The 17688-nt window shown below is 68.5% G+C and carries 12 protein-coding genes and 3 pseudogenes; 6 read left to right on the forward strand and 9 right to left on the reverse strand.

Annotated features, from left to right (window positions below; all coding sequences use genetic code 11):
• Positions 1–17: 17 nt before the first annotated feature.
• The 4 genes from ABD993_RS00110 to ABD993_RS00125 all read left to right on the forward strand — a co-directional run bounded on the left by ABD993_RS00110 (position 18) and on the right by ABD993_RS00125 (position 8270).
• Positions 18–1589 (forward strand): class I adenylate-forming enzyme family protein, encoded by a 1572-nt coding sequence (locus ABD993_RS00110; protein ID WP_345411387.1) that lies wholly within the window; start codon positions 18–20, stop codon positions 1587–1589.
• A complete protein-coding gene (locus tag ABD993_RS00115; protein ID WP_345411389.1) occupies positions 1586–4753 on the forward strand; it encodes an acetyl-CoA carboxylase family protein in 3168 nt (1055 codons plus the stop codon). The genes ABD993_RS00110 and ABD993_RS00115 overlap by 4 nt, the downstream gene beginning before the upstream one ends.
• 26 nt (positions 4754–4779) lie before the next feature.
• Entirely contained in the window at positions 4780–6708 is a 1929-nt protein-coding gene (locus tag ABD993_RS00120; RefSeq protein ID WP_345411391.1) for a flavin-containing monooxygenase, read from the forward strand.
• Positions 6709–6929: 221 nt separating this feature from the next.
• The gene (locus tag ABD993_RS00125; protein WP_345411393.1) at positions 6930–8270 is read left to right on the forward strand and encodes an MFS transporter; all 1341 of its coding nucleotides are present in this window, start codon (positions 6930–6932) and stop codon (positions 8268–8270) included.
• 37 nt (positions 8271–8307) lie between these two features.
• Here ABD993_RS00125 and ABD993_RS00130 read toward each other — a convergent pair whose 3' ends face one another.
• The 3 genes and pseudogenes from ABD993_RS00130 to ABD993_RS00145 form a co-directional block, all read right to left on the reverse strand.
• Entirely contained in the window at positions 8308–9252 is a 945-nt protein-coding gene (locus tag ABD993_RS00130; protein WP_345411395.1) for an alcohol dehydrogenase catalytic domain-containing protein, read from the reverse strand.
• A 441-nt stretch (positions 9253–9693) separates the two neighbouring features.
• Positions 9694–10811, reverse strand: a pseudogene (locus ABD993_RS00135) (IS256 family transposase); the annotation flags it as partial.
• Between the two features lie 63 nt (positions 10812–10874).
• Positions 10875–11132 (reverse strand): annotated as a pseudogene (locus tag ABD993_RS00145) (transposase); the annotation flags it as partial.
• Positions 11133–11414: 282 nt separating this feature from the next.
• Between ABD993_RS00145 and ABD993_RS00150 the strand changes: the two are divergent.
• Both ABD993_RS00150 and ABD993_RS00155 read left to right on the forward strand, forming a co-directional pair.
• Entirely contained in the window at positions 11415–11600 is a 186-nt protein-coding gene (locus ABD993_RS00150; protein ID WP_345411397.1) for a hypothetical protein, read from the forward strand.
• A gap of 1 nt (position 11601) precedes the next feature.
• Positions 11602–11943 (forward strand): PIN domain-containing protein, encoded by a 342-nt coding sequence (locus tag ABD993_RS00155; protein WP_345411399.1) that lies wholly within the window; start codon positions 11602–11604, stop codon positions 11941–11943.
• A 348-nt stretch (positions 11944–12291) separates the two neighbouring features.
• On the opposite strand, the pseudogene ABD993_RS00160 reads toward ABD993_RS00155, so the two are convergent.
• The 6 genes and pseudogenes from ABD993_RS00160 to ABD993_RS00185 form a co-directional block, all read right to left on the reverse strand.
• Positions 12292–12744: pseudogene (locus ABD993_RS00160) on the reverse strand (transposase); the annotation flags it as partial.
• Between the two features lie 1179 nt (positions 12745–13923).
• Positions 13924–14181: a hypothetical protein gene (locus tag ABD993_RS00165; protein ID WP_345411404.1), complete on the reverse strand. Its 258-nt coding sequence runs from the start codon at positions 14179–14181 to the stop codon at positions 13924–13926.
• Positions 14182–14830: 649 nt separating this feature from the next.
• Positions 14831–15793: an MvdC/MvdD family ATP grasp protein gene (locus ABD993_RS00170; RefSeq protein ID WP_345411408.1), complete on the reverse strand. Its 963-nt coding sequence runs from the start codon at positions 15791–15793 to the stop codon at positions 14831–14833.
• A gap of 214 nt (positions 15794–16007) precedes the next feature.
• The gene (locus ABD993_RS00175) at positions 16008–16343 is read right to left on the reverse strand and encodes a hypothetical protein (protein WP_345411410.1); all 336 of its coding nucleotides are present in this window, start codon (positions 16341–16343) and stop codon (positions 16008–16010) included.
• A 145-nt stretch (positions 16344–16488) separates the two neighbouring features.
• Positions 16489–17034 carry a hypothetical protein gene (locus ABD993_RS00180; RefSeq protein ID WP_345411412.1) on the reverse strand — a complete coding sequence of 182 codons (546 nt, stop codon included), beginning with the start codon at positions 17032–17034 and terminating at the stop codon, positions 16489–16491.
• Positions 17018–17683, reverse strand: coding sequence for a hypothetical protein (locus tag ABD993_RS00185; protein WP_345411414.1), 666 nt, complete (start codon positions 17681–17683; stop codon positions 17018–17020). Before ABD993_RS00185 ends, ABD993_RS00180 begins: the two co-directional genes overlap by 17 nt.
• Positions 17684–17688: the final 5 nt, after the last annotated feature.

Genomic DNA, 17688 nt, shown 5'->3' on the forward strand with positions numbered 1-17688 from the left:
CGAGGGGAGGGGCCGATATGACCGGTGACACGGACGTCGCCGCCCGCCGCACGCTGTGGTCGCTGGCCACGGACTGGGCGGCGCGGCGGGGCGACGAGGACGTGCTCGTGTCCCTCCCCCACCCGTCCTCCCCCGAGGGCTTGGAGCGCACCACGTGGGCGCGATTGGTCGAGGACGTCGACGGGCTGCGTAGGCGGCTGGCGGCCGCGGGAGCGGCCGACCAGCGCACGGTCGTGCTCGCGCTGCCGAACTCGCCGCTGGCCGTCGCACTGTGGCTGGCCGTGCCCGCCAACGGCGCGGTCGTCCACGTCGTCGACCCCGACTCGGGCGTGCTCGCCTTCGAGCGGGCCGTCGCCGCCACCCGGCCCGTCCTGGTCGTGGCCTCCGCGGCCGTGGCGGAGAGCATGCGGACGGCGATCGCCCGCTCCGGCCTGCAGACCCGGCTGGTGGTGCCGACGGAGGTCGGGGCGGAGGCCGCCCGCGGTGCGATCGACGGGTTGGCGAGCTCGGCCGCCCAGGCTCCCGACGCCACCCCCGACCTGGTGGCGGGCCTGCTGCCGACGTCGGGCACCTCGGGGGCGCCGAAGCTCGTGCAGCTCACCCACCACAACTACGTGATGGGCGCTGAGCGGCTGGCCCGCAACACCGGGTTCCTCACCACGGACCGGCACTACCTGTGCTCGCCGTTCTTCCACACCAACGGGCAGGTCTACCTCTGCGCACCGGCCTTCGTCACCGGCGGTTCGATCGCGATCGTGCCCCGGTTCAGCGCCTCGGCCTACTTCGACGCCGCCCGCTGGACCGGCGCCACGGTCAGCTCGATGGTGGCCCCGCCGATGCGGATGGCGCTGCACAAGGCACTCGAGCGCGGCGGCCCGGTCGATCCCGGCGGCCTGCGACTCGTGCAGTACGGGATGAACCTGAGCGAGAGCGACCGGCAGGCCTGGGACCGGCTGCTGCCCGGCATCGACACCCGGCAGATCTACGGCCAGACCGAGTCCGTCACCGGAGTGCTCGGCGGCGCCCCGTGGGAGGTCGACGACCGGCGCACCATCGGGCGACCGTTCGTGGGCGTCGAGCGGGTTCGGCTCGTCGACGAGTCGGGCGCCGACGCGGCCGACGGCGAGCCCGGCGAGCTGTGGGTGCGCGGCATACCCGGCCGGAGCCTGATGCTCGGCTACGCCGACGCCCCCGACGCGACCGCGGAGACCCTCGTCGGCGACGACACCGGCGCGTGGCTGCGCACCGGCGACGTAATGGTCCGCCACCCGGACGGCCGCTTCGAGTTCCGCGGCCGGCGCATGCACATCATCCGGCGCGGCGGGGAGAACCTCTCCACCTACGCCCTGGAGCTGGACATGCAGTCCTGCCCGCTCGTCGACGACGTCGCGATCACCGCGCGCGCGGACGACACCCTCGACGCACTCGTCGTCGCGCACGTGATCCCCGGGCAGGGGTACGACGAGGCCGCCTTCCGGGCCTGGTGCGTCGAGAACCTCGGCAAGCGCGGCGTCCCCGACGTCGTCGAGGTCCACGAGTCCTTCCCGCGCACCGGCAGCGGCCGGGTCATCGCCAGGGAGCTGGGATGACCGGCGTGCTGGTGGCGCACCGCGGCGAGATCGCGCTGCGGATCATCCGCGCCGCGCACGCCCGCGGGCTGCGCGCGGTGGCGGTCCACGCCGCCGACGAGCCCGACGCCGCGCACGTCCGCGCCGCGGACGAGGCCGTCGCGCTCGACGGCACCGGCTCCGCCCCGTTCCTGGACGCCGCACAGGTCGTCGACGCCGCCGTGCGGACCGGCTGCCACCTGCTGCACCCCGGCTACGGGTTCCTCAGCGAGGACCCCGCCCTCGCGTGGCTCTGCGCCGAGCGCGGTGTCGGGTTCGTCGGGCCCTCCCCCGACACCCTGGAGCTGTTGGGGGACAAGACGTCCGCCCGCCTGCTCGCCGAGCGGCTGGGGATTCCGGTCCTGGGGGCCACCCGCAACGACCCGACCGACGCCGAGGCCCTGACGTTCCTTCGCGCGGCCGGTGCGGTCATGGTCAAGGCCCGGGCAGGCGGCGGCGGACGCGGGATGCGCGTCGTCTCCGATCCCGACCTGCTGCTCGGTGCGCTGGCACGCTGCCGGTCCGAGGCCGAGCGTGCGTTCGCGCGTGCGGGGGTGTACCTGGAGGCCTTCCTCCCCCGCACCCGGCACGTCGAGGTCCAGCTGCTCGGCGACGGGCACGAGGTCGCGGTGCTCGGCGACCGGGACTGCAGCGTGCAGCGGCGGCACCAGAAGATGATCGAGATCGCGCCCGCCGTGACCGTGCCCGCCGAGGTGCGCGAGTGCCTCGCCGCGGACGCGCACCGGCTCGGCACCGAGGTCGGCCTCACCGGCCTGGCCACCGTGGAGTTCCTGGTCGACGCGGACCGCGACGAGTACGTGTTCCTCGAGGTCAACCCGCGGCTGCAGGTCGAGCATCCGGTCACCGAGGAGGTCCTGGGCCTCGACCTGGTCGGCGCCCAGCTCGCCGTGGCCGAGGGGGCCGCCCTCGCCGAGCTGGCGCTGCCGACCACGCCGCACGGAATCTCCGTCGAGGCGCGGATCACCCTGACCGGGCCGCCGAGCGGACCCGTCGGCCGGTTCGCCGTGCCCGCCGGGGTGCGCGTGGAGACCCACGTCGAGCAGGGCCGGACCGTCGCGGCTGACTACGACCCGCTGCTCGCCAAGGTCGTCGTCCTCGAGCCCGGGGGCGACCTGGCCGCCGCGGTCGACGGTCTCGACGCCGCGCTCGCGGAGCTCGTCCTGGAGGGCGTGCCGACGGACCTCCCGCGGCTGCGGGACCTGCTCGCCCGCCCCGAGCTGCGCAAGGGCGAGGTCGTGACCACTTGGGTGGACGAGCTCGCGGCGCCCGAGAGCGGCGCCGCCGGGGACCCCGCCAACAGCACCGCCGAGAGCACCGCCGTCCGGACGGCGGTCACCGGAACAGTCGTGGCGCTACCCGCGCAGGTCGGTGCGCGGGTACGCCGCGGCACCCCCCTCGTCGTCGTCGAGGCGATGAAGATGGAGCACGAGGTCACCGCACCCGTCGCCGGGATCGTGCGCGCCCTGCACCCCGCCGTCGGGGACCGGGTCTGTCAGGACGAGACCGTCGCCGAGCTGGAAGCCCTCGCGGAGGAAGACCACGACGAGGCGCCGGTCGCGGTGGACCCCGCCCACGTCCGTGCCGACCTGGCCGACGTCCGGCGCCGGCACGCGGTGGGGACGGACGAGAGCCGACCCGCCGCCGTCGCGAAGCGGCGCAGGCTCGGCAAGCGCACGGCCCGGGAGAACGTCGCCGCCCTGTGCGATCCCGGGACCGACCTGCGGGAGTACGGCGCGCTCGTGATCGCCGCCCAGCGGACCCGTCGGCCGGTCGAGGAGCTCGAGCGCAACACCCCCGCCGACGGGCTCGTGGCGGGCTTCGGCACGGTGCACGACCGACCGGTCGCGGTGCTCGCCCACGACTACACCGTGCTGGCGGGCACCCAGGGTGTGCAGGTGCACAAGAAGACCGAGCGACTGTTCGAGCTCGCCGGCCGCCGCGGGACGCCGGTCGTGGTGTTCGCCGAGGGCGGGGGCGGCCGACCGGGGGACGTCGACAACGCGGCCAAGGCCACGGGGATGGACCTCGGCACGTTCGTGGCGTTGGGCAGGCTCAACGGCCTCGTCCCCACCGTCGCGATCGCCTCTGGGCGGTGCTTCGCGGGCAACGCCGCGCTCGCGGGTGCCTGTGACCTGGTCATCGCCACCGAGGACGTGAACCTCGGGATGGGCGGGCCCGCCATGATCGAGGGCGGCGGGCTGGGCCGGTTCTCCCCCGAGGAGATCGGACCGCTCGCCGTGCAGGTCGCCAACGGCGTCGTGGACGTCGCTGTGGCGGACGAGGCCGAGGCCGCGGACGTCGCCCGCCGCTACCTGTCCTACTTCCAGGACCCTGCGGCCGAGTGGGAGTGCGCAGACCAGCGGCTGCTGCGCCACGTCGTGCCGGAGGACCGGCACCGCGTGTTCGACGTTCGCGCGCTCGTGGACCTGTTGTGCGACACCGGCTCCGTGCTCGAGCTGCGCCGCGGTTTCGGGGGCGCCGTGGTGACCGCGCTGGTCCGGATCGAGGGCCGCCCGGTGGGCCTGCTCGCGAACGACGGCGCGGTCGGCGGCGGTGCGCTCGACGCCGACGCCGCCGACAAGGCGGCCCGGTTCCTGCAGCTCTGCGACGCGCACGGGCTGCCGGTGCTCTCGCTCTGCGACACCCCCGGCTTCCTGGTCGGCCCCGACGCCGAGCGGGCGGGCGGGGTGCGGCACTTCGGCAGGCTGTTCGTGACGGGCCCCAACCTGTCGGTCCCGCTCTGCACCGTGGTCGTCCGCAAGGCCTACGGGCTCGGCGGACAGGCCATGGCGGGCGGCGGCTTCCGGGTGCCCGACGCGATCGTCGGCTGGCCCACCGCGGAGTTCGGGGCCATGGGCCCCGAGGGCGCTGTGACCCTGGGTTACCGCCGCGAGCTGGAGGCCATCGAGGACCCGGAACGCCGCCGGGCTCGCTACGACGAGTTGCTCGCCGACTACGTCGCCCAGGGCAGCGCCGTCAACGCCGCGTCGGTCTTCGAGCTCGACGACGTCATCGACCCCGCCGACACACGCTCCTGGGTCAGCGGTGTGCTCGACACCCGCACCCAGACCGACGGAACCGCACCGCGCCTCGCCCCGACCCGGCGTCGGATCGACACCTGGTGACCACCGAACCACGTAGGAGGACCCCGATGGACAGCCCGAGCCCCGCCGGCGCCGCGGCCGAGCGCATGACCGAGGAGCAGGTGCACGAGGCCGTCGCCACCGCGAACGTGCCCAGCCTGCTCATGGTCCTGTTCCAGTTCAGCGGCGACGAGCGCTGGCTCGCCGCCCCGTACCTGCCGACGCGGGGCAAGGGCCTGGTCGACCACGACTCCGGTGGTCTGCCCGAGGACATCCAGACCGAGATCCGGGAGGCCGCGGTCCCGGTGATCCTGCGTCTGCAGGCGGGCGAGCGTCCGGCGGTCACCGCCCCCTCCCCCGAGCTGACCGCCCGGATGATGAGCGTCTGCATGGGCGAGCCGGTCGACCCGGTGCAGGGCGAGATGCTGGCCGCCGAGGTGGCCCGCCGGATCGACCCGGACCAGCCGGAGCTGGCGCTGCCGCCCGTCCACGCCCCCGAGGGCTTCAAGATCCTGGTGATCGGGGCGGGCGTGGCGGGCGTCGCCGCCGCACAACAGCTCGAGGACATGGGGCTCGACTACGAGATCCTGGAGCGCCAGCCCGACGCGGGCGGGGTGTGGTGGACCAACACCTACCCCGGCGCGGGTGTGGACACCCCCAGCCACCTGTACTCGTTCTCGTTCGCGCGCAACGACTGGGGCAGACACTTCGAGCTGCGCGACGACATCCAGCGCTATTTCGCGCAGACGCTGAAGGACCTCGGCGCCGACCAGCGCGTCCGCTACAACACCGAGGTGCTCTCCGCGACCTACGACGGCGAGCGCAACAAGTGGGACCTGCGCGTGCGCTCGGGCGGGGTCGAGGAGACCCTCACCGCGGAAGTCGTGCTGACCGGTGTCGGCTCGCTGAACCGCCCGACGATGCCGAACCTGCCCGGGTTCGACACCTTCAACGGGACGCAGTTCCACTCCTCTGAGTGGCCCGACGACCTCGAGCTCGACGGCAAGCGAGTGGTGATCGTCGGCACCGGCGCGAGCTCGATGCAGATCTCCCCCGCCATCGCGGAACGGGTGGGGCACCTGACGATCGTGCAGCGGTCGCCCCAGTGGGTGGCGCCGTTCGACAAGTTCCTGCAGCCCATCACGCCCGAGCTGCGCAGGCTGCTCCAGGGCTGCTCGCTCTACTTCGCCTGGTACTGGATCCGGCAGTTCTGGCAGTTCGGGGACAAGGTGATCGAGGCGCTGCGGATGGACCCCGAGTGGGAGCACCCGGAGCGCTCGGTCAACGCCCGCAACGACGGGCACCGGGAGTTCTTCACCCGCTACCTCACCGAGAAGCTCGAGGGCAGGCCGGACCTGATCGAGAAGGCGCTGCCGGACTACCCGCCGTTCGGCAAGCGGATCCTGCTCGACAACGGCTGGTTCGCGACCCTCAAGCGTGACGACGTCGACCTCGTCACGGACTCCGTGGCCGAGGTGCGACCCGATGGCGTGGTGACCGCGTCGGGCACGGAGATCCCCGCGGACGTGATCATCTGGGCCACGGGCTTCCAGGCGGCGCGCTTCCTGGCGAGCGTCGACGTCCGCGGCCACGAGGGCGCCCACCTGAGCGAGGTGTGGGAGGACGACAACCCCAAGGCCTACCTCGGCGTCTCGGTCCCCCGGTTCCCCAACTTCTTCATGCTGGGCGGCCCGAACTCGTTCCCGGGAAGCGGCAGCTTCCTCTACTTCATGGAAGTCCAGATGCGCTACGTCCGCGCACTGCTCACCGCGAAGTTCGACCACGGGATCCGGGCCCTCGACGCTCGCGCCGACGTGACCGAGAAGTACAACGAGTTGGTCGACCGGACGCACGAGCGCACGGTGTGGAGCCACCCGGGGATGCAGACCTACTACCGCAACTCCCGGGGCCGGGTCATCTTCGTGATGCCGTTCCTCAACTCCGAGTACTGGCAGATGACGAAGACGTTCGACCTGAGCGATTACACCGTCCGCTGAGCTTCTCGCGCATCGCCGACGACGGACCGGGACCGAGCGGGCCCGGTGCGTCGTCGTGCACGGATAACCGCAGATCAGCGCCGCACTTTCGTTTACATCGACGTTGACAGCGCGATCCATGCCGTGCGAGCGTGATGTCCGCAACACCCGATCGAGCGATGGCGCGAACGGGAGCCGAGGCCCGGCACTGAGGGTCCGGGCGCAGCGACTCAGGAGGAGTTGTGTCAGTCGACGACGTCGGGCGCACGCCCAGCGGCACGGTTCACGCGAGCACCCAGGTCATCGATCTGAAGGCATCCCGGCGCGCGCTCCTCGCCGGGTCCCTGGGCAATCTCGTGGAGTGGTACGAGTTCGCGATCTACGCCTACATGGCCACGATCATCGCGCCGCTCTTCTTCCCGTCGGAGAGCTCGACGGCGAGCGTGCTCTCGACCTTCCTCGTGTTCGCCCTGGCGTTCTTCCTGCGACCGCTCGGGGCAGCGATCTTCGGCCCGCTGACCGACCGCTGGGGACGCAGGCCGGTACTGCTGATCATCATCGGCATGATGGCGCTGGCCACCGCCGCGATCGGCGTGCTGCCGACCCACGCGGCGGTCGGCGCCCTCGCCCCGGTGCTGCTCACGCTGTGCCGGATCCTGCAAGGCATCTCCGCGGGCGGCGAGATGGGCGGCGCGGTGTCGCTCATGGTCGAGTCCGCGCCGCCCGAGAAGCGCGGCGCGTACGGGGCGTGGTCGTTCACCGGCACCACGCTGGGATACGTCCTCGGTGGAGCCGTCGCGACCATCCTGTCGCTGAGCCTGTCGCCGGAGGACCTCGCGTCGTGGGGCTGGCGGATCGCCTTCCTGCTGGCGCTGCCGATGGGCATGATCGTCGTCTACATCCGGCTCAAGGTCGACGAGACGCCGCACTTCAAGGAGGTCGCAGCGGAGCGGGCGGAGGGCGCGCCCGCCGCCGCCCCGGCCACCCGCCGCCCGTTCGGCTACCTGCTCGTGACTGCGGCGGTCCTGGTCGTCTACAACGCGGTCGGCAACACGTTCATGGTCGGGATGCCGACCTTCCTCTCGAAGAGCTACCAGATGAGCTTCGTGGAGTCTTCGGTGCTCGCCTTGGTCACCGGGTTGGTCGCCGGACTGTCGATGCCACTGTTCGGTGCGCTGTCGGACAGGGTCGACAGGCGACCGGTGCTCCTCGCGGGGACGATCGGCGTCGTGGTGCTGTCCTACCCGATGTACATGCTGATCTCGCTCGGCTTCGGCGGCGGGCTCGTCGCCTTGCTCGTGGCGGGGGTGCTCATCGGCGTGGTCGGTGGCCCGATGCCTGCCTTCCTGTCCGAGCGGTTCCGCACCCGCAACCGGGCGGCGGGTGTCTCGCTGACCTATGCCCTGACCGTCGCGATCTTCGGCGGCACGGCACCGTACCTGATCACGGCGATCGCCGACGCCACCGGTGACCCGCTCTCGGCTGCGTACTACACGCTGGGCTGCGGCGTGATCAGCCTGGTCGGGCTGCTGCTCATCACCCGCGGGCAACGCGGTCAGCACCTCGAGGCGCTGGAGGACTGAGCGGGTGGGGGCGGGCGGACTCGCCCGCCCCCACCTCTCAGCTCTCGGGGTAGAGCGCGACGAACCGGCCGCGCACCCCGCCCCGCTTGAGCTTCTCCAGGCTCGCCGGGATCTCGTCGAACGAGATCGGCAGCACGTCCGCCCGGATCTTCCCGGCCGCGAGCAGGTCGAGGGCGCCGACGCACTCGTGCTGCTCACCGTTCGAGGCGCCCACGTACGTGAGGTCCTTCAGCACCATCTTCTGGGCCGAGATCGTGGCCATCTCCACGGCGAGGCCGATCTGGACCACCCGGCCGTTCGGCCGGACGGCGTCGATCGCGGCCGCCGTAGTGGTGCCGTACCCCGCGAAGTCGATCACGACGTCGAGGTCGCGGTCCTCGAAGTCCCGGATGTCGGCGGCCGCCCCCGACGCGCCGATCTCGAGCGCGGCGGCGCACGCCGCCTCGTCGATCTCCGCGACGTAGACGGTGGCGCCGTGGGCGATCGCGATCTGCACGCCGAGCGATCCCAGCCCGCCGAAGCCGATGATCCCGACCGCCTGGCCGGGCTTGACCTTCCCGGCCGTGTGGACGGCGCGGTATGCGGTGCGCCCGGCGTCGGTGGCGGGCGCGGCCTGCTCGAACGACACGGCGTCGGGGATCGGGACCACCAGCGCGGCGGGCACCCGGACCTTCTCGGCGAAGGCGCCGTTCATCGCGGTGCCCGGGCCGTAGGTGACGGCGGGCACGCCGACGCGGTCCCCCACGGCGAACCCCTCGACGCCAGGGCCGACTTCCGCCACGACACCCGCGACCTCGTGCCCCAGCACGATCGGCAGGTGCGGGAGCAGCGAGGTGATGGTCCCGTCCATGAAGCCGACGTCGCTGTGGCACAGGCCCGCGGCGCGGACGTCGATCACCAGGTCGCCCTCCCCCGCCGAGGGGTCCGGGAGGTCGACCCGCTCCAGGGGCTCGTCGACACCGGTGAACTGCCATGCCTTCATGGGACTCTCCTCCTGCCACCCGCGGGATCGGACGGCCCGGGAGTCGATGTCGACCGACGGCCACGCTCCCCGGGCGCGGGCGCAAGCTCTCCGAGGATCGATCCGTAGAGTACTCCCCGCTTTCACGCTCGGCGGGCGCGCCGAGCATCCGCCTACGTGGACACCCGCGTTCACATGTCCGACCAGACGAATCGGAGGCGTCGGGCAGGGAAGTCACACGGACCCACTCGACCGCGGCGACGGTAGCGACCGGAGCCGTCGGTTGAGCGGGCTCCCCGTCCACAGCTCCGGATCAGAGCCACCGCCGCCCGACCAGTGCGTCGGAGCTGCGAGTCCGGACCCGCGGCTGTCCCGTGAGCGCTCACGGCATTGACACATGAATGTCAAGGAGTCGACGGTCAAGTCCGCTGGCGTGGTGTGTGACGACTTCCGCGTGATCTTCTAGTTCTGTCGGGTGCTGAGCGCCGGGATGGTGTCGGTGGAGGTCACCTCCTCGGTGCTGGTCGTGCTGTCGGGGACGGCGGTGACGCGGGAGCGGGCGAGGACGTCGAGGCCGAGGTAGCGGCGTCCTTCGGCCCATTCGTCGTGCTGCTCGGCCAGGACAGCGCCGACGAGCCGGATCAGCGACTCGCGGTCAGGAAAGATCCCGACGACGTCGGTGCGGCGGCGGATCTCGCGGTTGAGCCGCTCGGAGGGGTTGTTCGACCAGATCTGGCGCCAGAGCTCGCGCGGGAAGCTCGTGAACGCCAAGACGTCCGCCCGGGCGGTGTCGAGGTGCTCGGACACCTTCGGGAGCTTGTCGGCGACCGCGTCGGGGACGCGGTCGAACCGGGCGTGCACCGAGGCGGCGTCGGGCTGGTCGTAGACCGAGTGCAACAGCGCCCGCACCCACGGCCAGGACGCCTTCGGGGTCGCGGCCATCAGGTTCGCCGCGTAGTGGGTGCGGCAGCGCTGCCAGGCCGCGCCGGGCAGCGTCGCCCCGATCGCGGCGACCAGCCCGGCGTGGGCATCGGAGGTGACCAGCCGGACCCCGGACAGGCCGCGGGCGGTCAGGTCGCGGAAGAACCCCAACCAGCCGGCGCCGTCCTCGGCGGAGCTGACCTGCAGGCCGAGGATCTCCCGGTGTCCGTCGGTGTTGACTCCGGTGGCGAGCAGGGCGTGGACGTTGACCACCCGCCCGCCCTCGCGGACTTTGAGCACGAGGGCGTCGGCGGCGACGAAGGTGTAGGGGCCCTGGTCGAGTGGGCGGGACCGGAACTCGGCGACCTGCGCGTCGAGATCTTGGGCCATGACCGACACCTGCGACTTCGACAATCTGGTGATGCCCAACGACTCGACGAGTTTCTCCATCCGCCGGGTGGAGACGCCGAGCAGGTAGCAGGTGGCGACCACTGTGGTCAGAGCCCGCTCGGCACGACGTCGACGTTCGAGGAGCCAGTCGGGAAATAGGAGCCGTTGCGCAGCTTCGGGATCGCCACGTCGATCGTGCCCGCGCGGGTGTCGAAGTCGCGGTGGCGGTAGCCGTTGAAGGTGTTCGTCCGCTGCTCGGAGCGCTCGCCCGCATTGTTGCGCTGACCGGTTGAGTCCAAGGAGGCAGTCTTCAGGATCTCGTTCGCGCGCCGCAGCTCGGCATTCTCGGCGCGCAACCGCCGCAACTCGGCCGCCGCATCATCACCGTTCCCGACCGAGCCGGACCCGGAATCGGGCTCGCGCTCGGCGGCCTCGACCCAATTCCGGATCGTCGCCGGGTTGACGTCCAACAGCTCACCGACGTGTCGGCGCGCGGCCAGCTTCGACTCGCCGTGATCACGCAGACGGTCCTGGTAGAGGCGGACCGCGCGGGCACGGGTCTCCTCATCGAACTTCCGAGGTGCTCCCACAGCTCCAGTCTCCTTGCTAGATCAGGAGCCTCTCCACCGGCCAGGACGGTTCACCCGCGTAGCTAGTTTGGAAGGCAGCGAGTCGGGATGCTCGGAGGCTTCTACCTGCGCCTCCCACCTCCATCAAGCACACCCTGATGCCCTCTGAGCACTCCCGACGACCCATGTTCGTGCCACATCTGGTTCCACGCCGGAGCACCTCTCGCGGCGGTGTTGCTAATCCGCACGACGACGGCCACGGGCTAGCATGAGACCACGTCCGAGCGCTCCGAAGGAGGCAGCATGACGACCCAACCCGGGCCCACGCCCTCCTCGAACAAGGCGCCCACCGTCGACCAGATCTTCGCCAACGCAGTAGCAGTCGACAGCATCGACGAGCTCGCACAGGACGGGATCTTCGAAGACGACGCCGAGCTCGACGACTTCCTCGCCGACCTCCGCCAGATGCGCCGCTCCAGCATCGGCTGACGTGCAACGGATCATCCTCGACACCGACGTCGCCTCCCAGGTCATCGAAAGGCGCGTACCCGCCCCGCTCGCCCAGGAGCTCGCCGGAGCGAAACACGGCATCACCTTCATCACCTACGGCGAGCTCACCCGCTGGTCAATCATGAGCCAGTGGGGAACCGCCCGCCGAGGCTCGCTCGACGCATGGCTCACCGCACGGCCCACACTCCCCTACACCGACGACGTCGCCAGGATCTGGGGCGAGATCACCGCTACGCCGCCCGCCGCGGCCGCCCACGCCCCCAGAACGACAGCTGGATCCCCGCCGCCTGCCTCGCCTACAACCTCCCCCTCGCGACGTTGAACGTCAAAGACTTCAGCGACTTCGCTGCACACGAGGGACTGGTACTCGTCTCCACCTGAGCACATCAGGCCGGGGATCAGGCGGCCACGCCCGTCGGCGTCCGCAACTTTGAGGACGCTGCTCCAAAGGGAGCAACGGGGAGGGCTCCCCGCCCGGCCATCCACGTGAACTCAGCCCTCACCACCTGCCCAGCTCGGACGAGACGCCATCGGCCGGCCACCACCCTCAGCCTCACGGTCGTCCTTTCGTCGCGACGCTCGGCAGCTCCGCGTGCGGTGAGGCCGGCGCCGCAACACCGTCCGCCAACCCGACCGCGATCTCCACACCGACGTCCACCCCGGTACCGACGACCACGACATCGGCATCCAGGTCCTGGCCGGCCACGCGCGCGGGCGGGAACGGGCGTCCGTGGCGTTCGGCGTGCTGGTCCCAGAGCACCTCCCGTGCCCTCGCCCGCGCCGCGGCTACCCGGGCGAGGGCGGTGTCGTCGAGGCGGTCGAGTAGCCGCCAGCACGTCGAGTCCGACGCCACCGGCCCGAACAACTCGGTCTGGTCGCGCAGCACGTCGATCTCGGAGATCGTGGTCGCGCCGTCGGCGACCGCGACCGCCAGGTCCACCAGAATCCGGCCTGGATCATGTCGGGTTCCCGGCCGCCGCAACACGTCCAGAACCTGCGACAACTCGCCAGTCAGAGTGGTGCGGTCAGCAACGTCGGCCAGCAGACGCGACCCTGCGTGGGACACGACCCCGGCCCCGTCGGCGGTCACGATGATCTTCGGACGGGTGGTTGTAACCTGCACTCGGAAAGTGCCTCCTCGACCGCGGTGAACAGAGCCCTCAGCAAGCCCTGTCCTACCTGGTCACGAGGCACTTTCTCCTTTCGGGGGTCACCTACCGCCCAGCCCGCCATGAAGAGCCCGGGCTAAAGCCGCCCACTGCACGATCACCGGCAAGCGGGCGAGATCGTTCGCGATCGTGAACGGCCGTGCCACGCGAGGGCTGGACCTCGGTCGGCTAGTCGTCCAGGTCGGCGGACACCTCGTGATCACCGTCCCTCTACGGGGCCGAGGTCGGCCGGAGTGTTCACGATTGCGAACAGAATCGTCCGCATGTTCCACGCGAGCAGGTCATGCTGCGCCCTCGCGCCGGCGAGCGGAGTGCACATAGATATGCCGGTAGTTGAACGTAGACGAGACCGTCGTGGCCGCTGTCGTAATGCTGTGGTCGCCGGAGCCATCGAGGCTGTGCCGGCGCGCCGGTCGACCTGGCTCGACGGCACGGTGGCATGTTAACCAGACATTTGCGCCACGATTGGATTCAAATTTTCCGTTTGTGGCTCGCCGCAGCCGTCCGTTCAGCCTGATTTCACTAATTGCATATCCGAGTCGAGAGATCTTAGCTGCTTGGCGACATCGTTCATGTAGCTCCGGAAGAAGCCAGCGTCGGCCGTAAGGCCGAACCTTGTACCTCGTGAGGCTAGGTTCATGACGCACGTGCAACGACCTGACGCCTCGTCATATTCACCAATAGCAAAGGTCAGTTGCGAACCAAGTGCGACCGATTCGACCTGAGCGGTGCGACTCCCCCTGCCGCCAGTCATGGCGCCCGCTAGGCCCCCTCGCCCCCCGTAGGTTCCGGTCACTACCGGCGCGCCTGACTCGGTAGCGCCTCGCTTGACGTCCCATTTGACCTTACGCATGCTCAACGAACTCTTGCCGGTCAGTGCCCTCGTGAACGCCGCCAGACACTGTTCAGCTGTACCAGAAACAGTGAAAGTCCAGACTCGTTGATGATCGAGCAGTGCCATCGGTCTCCCAAAATCGAAAGTCAAGGGTTACGGGCGGGCCCCTAAGCTTTGTTAGCTAACCTCAGCCGCCCGCGTCTGACTGCGCGCGTGTCCAAGGCTGGGGTCGCGTTGCGGCACATGTTGCGGCCTATCGTTGAATACGGCCAAATGGGACCCGGCCATTCGACCTATTTTAGCCGAAAGCGTGATTTAGGAAGGATTCGAAGTTGCGCTTTGCTTCTTGCGGAAACGCTGCAACGATATTCGGAGGGTTAGATCGCAGCTTGGCTCGCTCCTTGGCCGTGAGCTCGGGGGCAAGATTGGCCAGTTGGTCGCCCAGTGTATTTCGCGCTCCGGGTGACTCGTGAACGGAACCTCTCAAGAATGAGTAAGCCAGGCTGTTGATTATATCTTCAGCCTCTTTGTAAGCGGCTGACTTCTTGGCGAACACCTCAGAGCTCCTTATCGAGAGGTCTTGCTGCTGCGCGGCTGGACGCCCGAGGAGTGCTTCCCGGGACGGTGCTGCAAGTAAATATCGCCGAGAGTATCCGAGGCGTTACGAGTCTGGAAGTCGGGTGTACCCGCTGATCCAAGGTCGCCAGCGCAGGATCTTGTTCTCCTGCTCGAGCTCGCTCTGCCCGGTCTCCGGCAGGTTCTCCGTTGCGTTCGAGGGGTCATGCCTCTTCGTGGTCGGGCGATCTTGAGCGTGTGTTGCAGGCAAGGTTCGAAGATCCCGAAGCTAAGAGCTACTTGGGCCGCGGACCAGCCACCCTCGCGGGCGAGCGATCACATCGCGGCGGAACTCCTTCGGAACGGCTTGGGCACGATGTAGATCCGTCCAGCAAGGAGCGCCTCCCTACAGGTCTGGAGTCGATCGGCCTGACGCGGTGCTCGATCGGACCCGGGGTGGCCCCATCTGGGCGTTTTAACACCTAAAGTCACTATCGATGACGTCTAGGTGCGGCGGCCCCAAGTAACGATTTGGCTGCCGGCGCAGTCTGAATGACTCCTCCAATATGCCTCGAAGGACCCTGGCAGCCGGTTTGATCTTTGATTCTTCGCCGTGCTGTGCGTGCAACTGAAAATTTGGGCAAATGCCGTCAGCAAGTGGCTGCTAAGCGAGGGCGCGTCAGTAGTTCGGCCATGCGATCCGACAACGGCAGACCAGTTTCAAGCTCCAGCCAGTACCAGGCTCCATTTGGGTTGTTTTCAAGGAAAATTAAGTCCCCGCTAGTACTTCGGGCGAAATCTAATGCACTGAACTCAAGACCGTACCACGTGACGAATTTGCGGATGCGCGTCTGTAGGTCTTCAGGTAGCAAGATGACTCGATATTCAAGTCCGGAATGTAGCTGACTCCAATCGATTGTTTCCTCAAGATCGCGGGGTTCAAATTCAACTGCATGTACATCACCTCCAATCACGGTTACCCGCACTTCGGAGCGTTTTTGGATGTACTCCTGAAGTAGCGTCGGGGCGAGACTGATTGATGAGGCATCTCGGACTAGCTCAAACAGAGTCAGTCGTCTAGCTGAAAACTCAAGACTCCCGGAAGCGACATCAAGAGTACCCGAATCCAGGGGCTTGACAACCATATCAGTGCCCAATGCTTGTGCGAACTTGACCGCCTTCCCTGGGTTGCTGGTTATTGCCGTTCTCGGGATATCAAGGCCTAGACGTTTAGCTATGACTAGTTGCCCGGGTTTCGCACCCGCGTTCCAAAGTGACACTGGCGACGAGATCCACCTAAGTCCCGGAAGGCAGTAAATTCCTTCTAAGAATTTCTGCATCTCGCGAGCTGTGAAACTCGCGGACGGCCCAGTTAATGCCGGATGCCCTACAGCTCCAACCGGTCGTCGATAATAGCAAGACGCCGCATCGTTAATGGTCAGTCCATGGTCAGAGCCAATGCTTGTTAGAGAAACGCCCTGGCTTTCACTGTCCCAGTTAAACAAGAAGCGATGAGCATCTTCAATGTCGATCCGGAATGATTGGGCGCTCGAACGCGCAAGTGCAGCCTCGACTACGTCTGCATGAGGATCAAATCGCTGGGTGATGATCACCACTAATGGCTCGGACAAGCCCTTCACGACTGGTGAGGCGTCAACGTTTGCTATCCGGGCTTCTACCACGGCGTCGGGCAGCCGAGTGCTTGACCGCTCATCAAGAGAGGCACCACGCATCGCTAACGGAAGTCCAGCATTCACGACAGGAAAGACGGGATGGCTCCCACTAGTTGCCTCGCCTTCGCCCAAAGCATTTCAAACGGCTTTGCTGTCAGTCACATTTCCGGTGCAGGACATGGCAGGACCCGGTGACGGTCACTCGCCCCTCGTGCCACCGCCACGAAACAGGCAGGGTGCCTAGACTGGCGAACATCTCAGTCGAGACAAAATCAGACTTGATTTCAACCTGAACGACGTCAGCTGGTTGCTCCACGAATTCGCCTACGGCATGCATATGCGGCATGCAAACAGCAAGATTGTGCTTGGCTAGCTCGCGAATAATCGCCTGAACCTCCGGTGTTCTGATGGCATGCTGCGCATCGATCATTGACTGAGGCAGCTCGCGCTCGGCGGCATCGCGGACAGCGAGTGGGAGATGGTCAAGCATTCGATCCTCCGAGCTGGGCGACAGCGATGCTGTAATCTTCGACGTTTGCACCTGGGAACGTCAAGGCCCGCGCGGGCGATATCTCGTCATCCCAAGCCAAGGTTGCACAACATGATCTTCGTAGTGCTCGGAACGGCGCAGATCATTACCCGCTGGAGATCACCAGGAGCGTGGTCATGTCGTCCTCGTTGGGCATGAGCTGACGGCCGCCGAAACGCGCGATGAATCCCGCGGCGACTTCGCTCGAGGCGTTCAACGCCTCGCGGAGGTGCTCGATGAGCCACTGGAGCACTGCCTGGCCCGCGGCCCCGCGGAGGTCCTCGAACAGCCGGCTCCAGGCGAACATCTCCCATATCGCGGCGCTCATCGTGCCGTCCTGGGTTACGCGGTAGTAGTACTTCCCCAGCACGGCCTGACTGTTCATCTCGTTGACCCACATCCCGATCTCCGGGCGATGTGGCACGTCGACAGCCAGCGCAGACGCGATCTGAAGGCTCCAGGAACCCGGCGCCGCATCCGTCACGTCGCCGTAGACCAGCGACAGCCCGTACCCCCTCGAGAGACCGAACCCCGCCCCTGTCTCGAGCATGTCGAACATTGAGTACGGGATCGTGAACCCGTCGGTTGCTCCCTTCACCGTCTCCTGCGCCATCGAGACGATTCGCTCAAGCTGTTCAACGGCCTGGTTCATCGAGACCTTCCTTCTCCCGTTCGAGCCATGCCCGAGTGCGGCTCGCTACTACGGCGAGGGTCGACCGGCCGCGGCGAAAGTCGGTGACTACCCTTACCACCGGCGCTCGCCTCAACAGGCCGCGCCGGGCGGAGTCGTCCGAGCGCCGATCTCGGATCTCGCCGGTTAGTGACCGCACCGCGAGGCCGAGCCGCACCGCCTCGCGGGCGAGTGACGCACCGCCCGGTGGTGTGCGCCGGTCCTCCACCGTTCGGCCCGGGACCAGCTGCACATCGTCTCGACCCAGAATGACGTGTGCCACCAGGCGGGACAGGCTTTCGGGATCGGTCACGCCGTACTCCCTGGCGATCCCGCACGCCACCAGACACTCGGCCGCGGCACCGAGCAGGTCCGGGACCGCCACCGAGTCCGCGAGCGGTCCGACCGACGAGGCCGCTGTCGCACCGACCGTGGCGAAGCCCCCGACGCGGTTGATCCACCATTCGCATCGTTCGTCGAGGGTTCCCTCTTCCGGCCGGGCGAGGGCCACGGCCGCCCGACCGGCGAGAGCAGCGCCACGCCCGCGCACCCCGGCTCGCGGCGTCGGCACAGCAGGTGCCACGGCCAGACCTCCGACGATCGGCGTGGCGATGGCGACGACCGCCTGCACCGCCC

Origin of the sequence: Pseudonocardia xishanensis (assembly GCF_039541715.1) — a bacterium.
GTDB lineage: Bacteria > Actinomycetota > Actinomycetes > Mycobacteriales > Pseudonocardiaceae > Pseudonocardia > Pseudonocardia xishanensis.

Bases quoted from the DNA above. Each gene is read 5' to 3' on its own strand.
- ABD993_RS00110 (WP_345411387.1), top strand. From the start codon at position 18: ATGACCGGTGACACGGACGTCGCCGCCCGCCGCACGCTGTGGTCGCTG.
- ABD993_RS00115 (WP_345411389.1), top strand. From the start codon at position 1,586: ATGACCGGCGTGCTGGTGGCGCACCGCGGCGAGATCGCGCTGCGGATC.
- ABD993_RS00120 (WP_345411391.1), top strand. From the start codon at position 4,780: ATGGACAGCCCGAGCCCCGCCGGCGCCGCGGCCGAGCGCATGACCGAG.
- ABD993_RS00130 (WP_345411395.1), bottom strand. From the start codon at position 9,252: ATGAAGGCATGGCAGTTCACCGGTGTCGACGAGCCCCTGGAGCGGGTC.
- ABD993_RS00150 (WP_345411397.1), top strand. From the start codon at position 11,415: ATGACGACCCAACCCGGGCCCACGCCCTCCTCGAACAAGGCGCCCACC.
- ABD993_RS00175 (WP_345411410.1), bottom strand. From the start codon at position 16,343: ATGCTTGACCATCTCCCACTCGCTGTCCGCGATGCCGCCGAGCGCGAG.
- ABD993_RS00180 (WP_345411412.1), bottom strand. From the start codon at position 17,034: ATGAACCAGGCCGTTGAACAGCTTGAGCGAATCGTCTCGATGGCGCAG.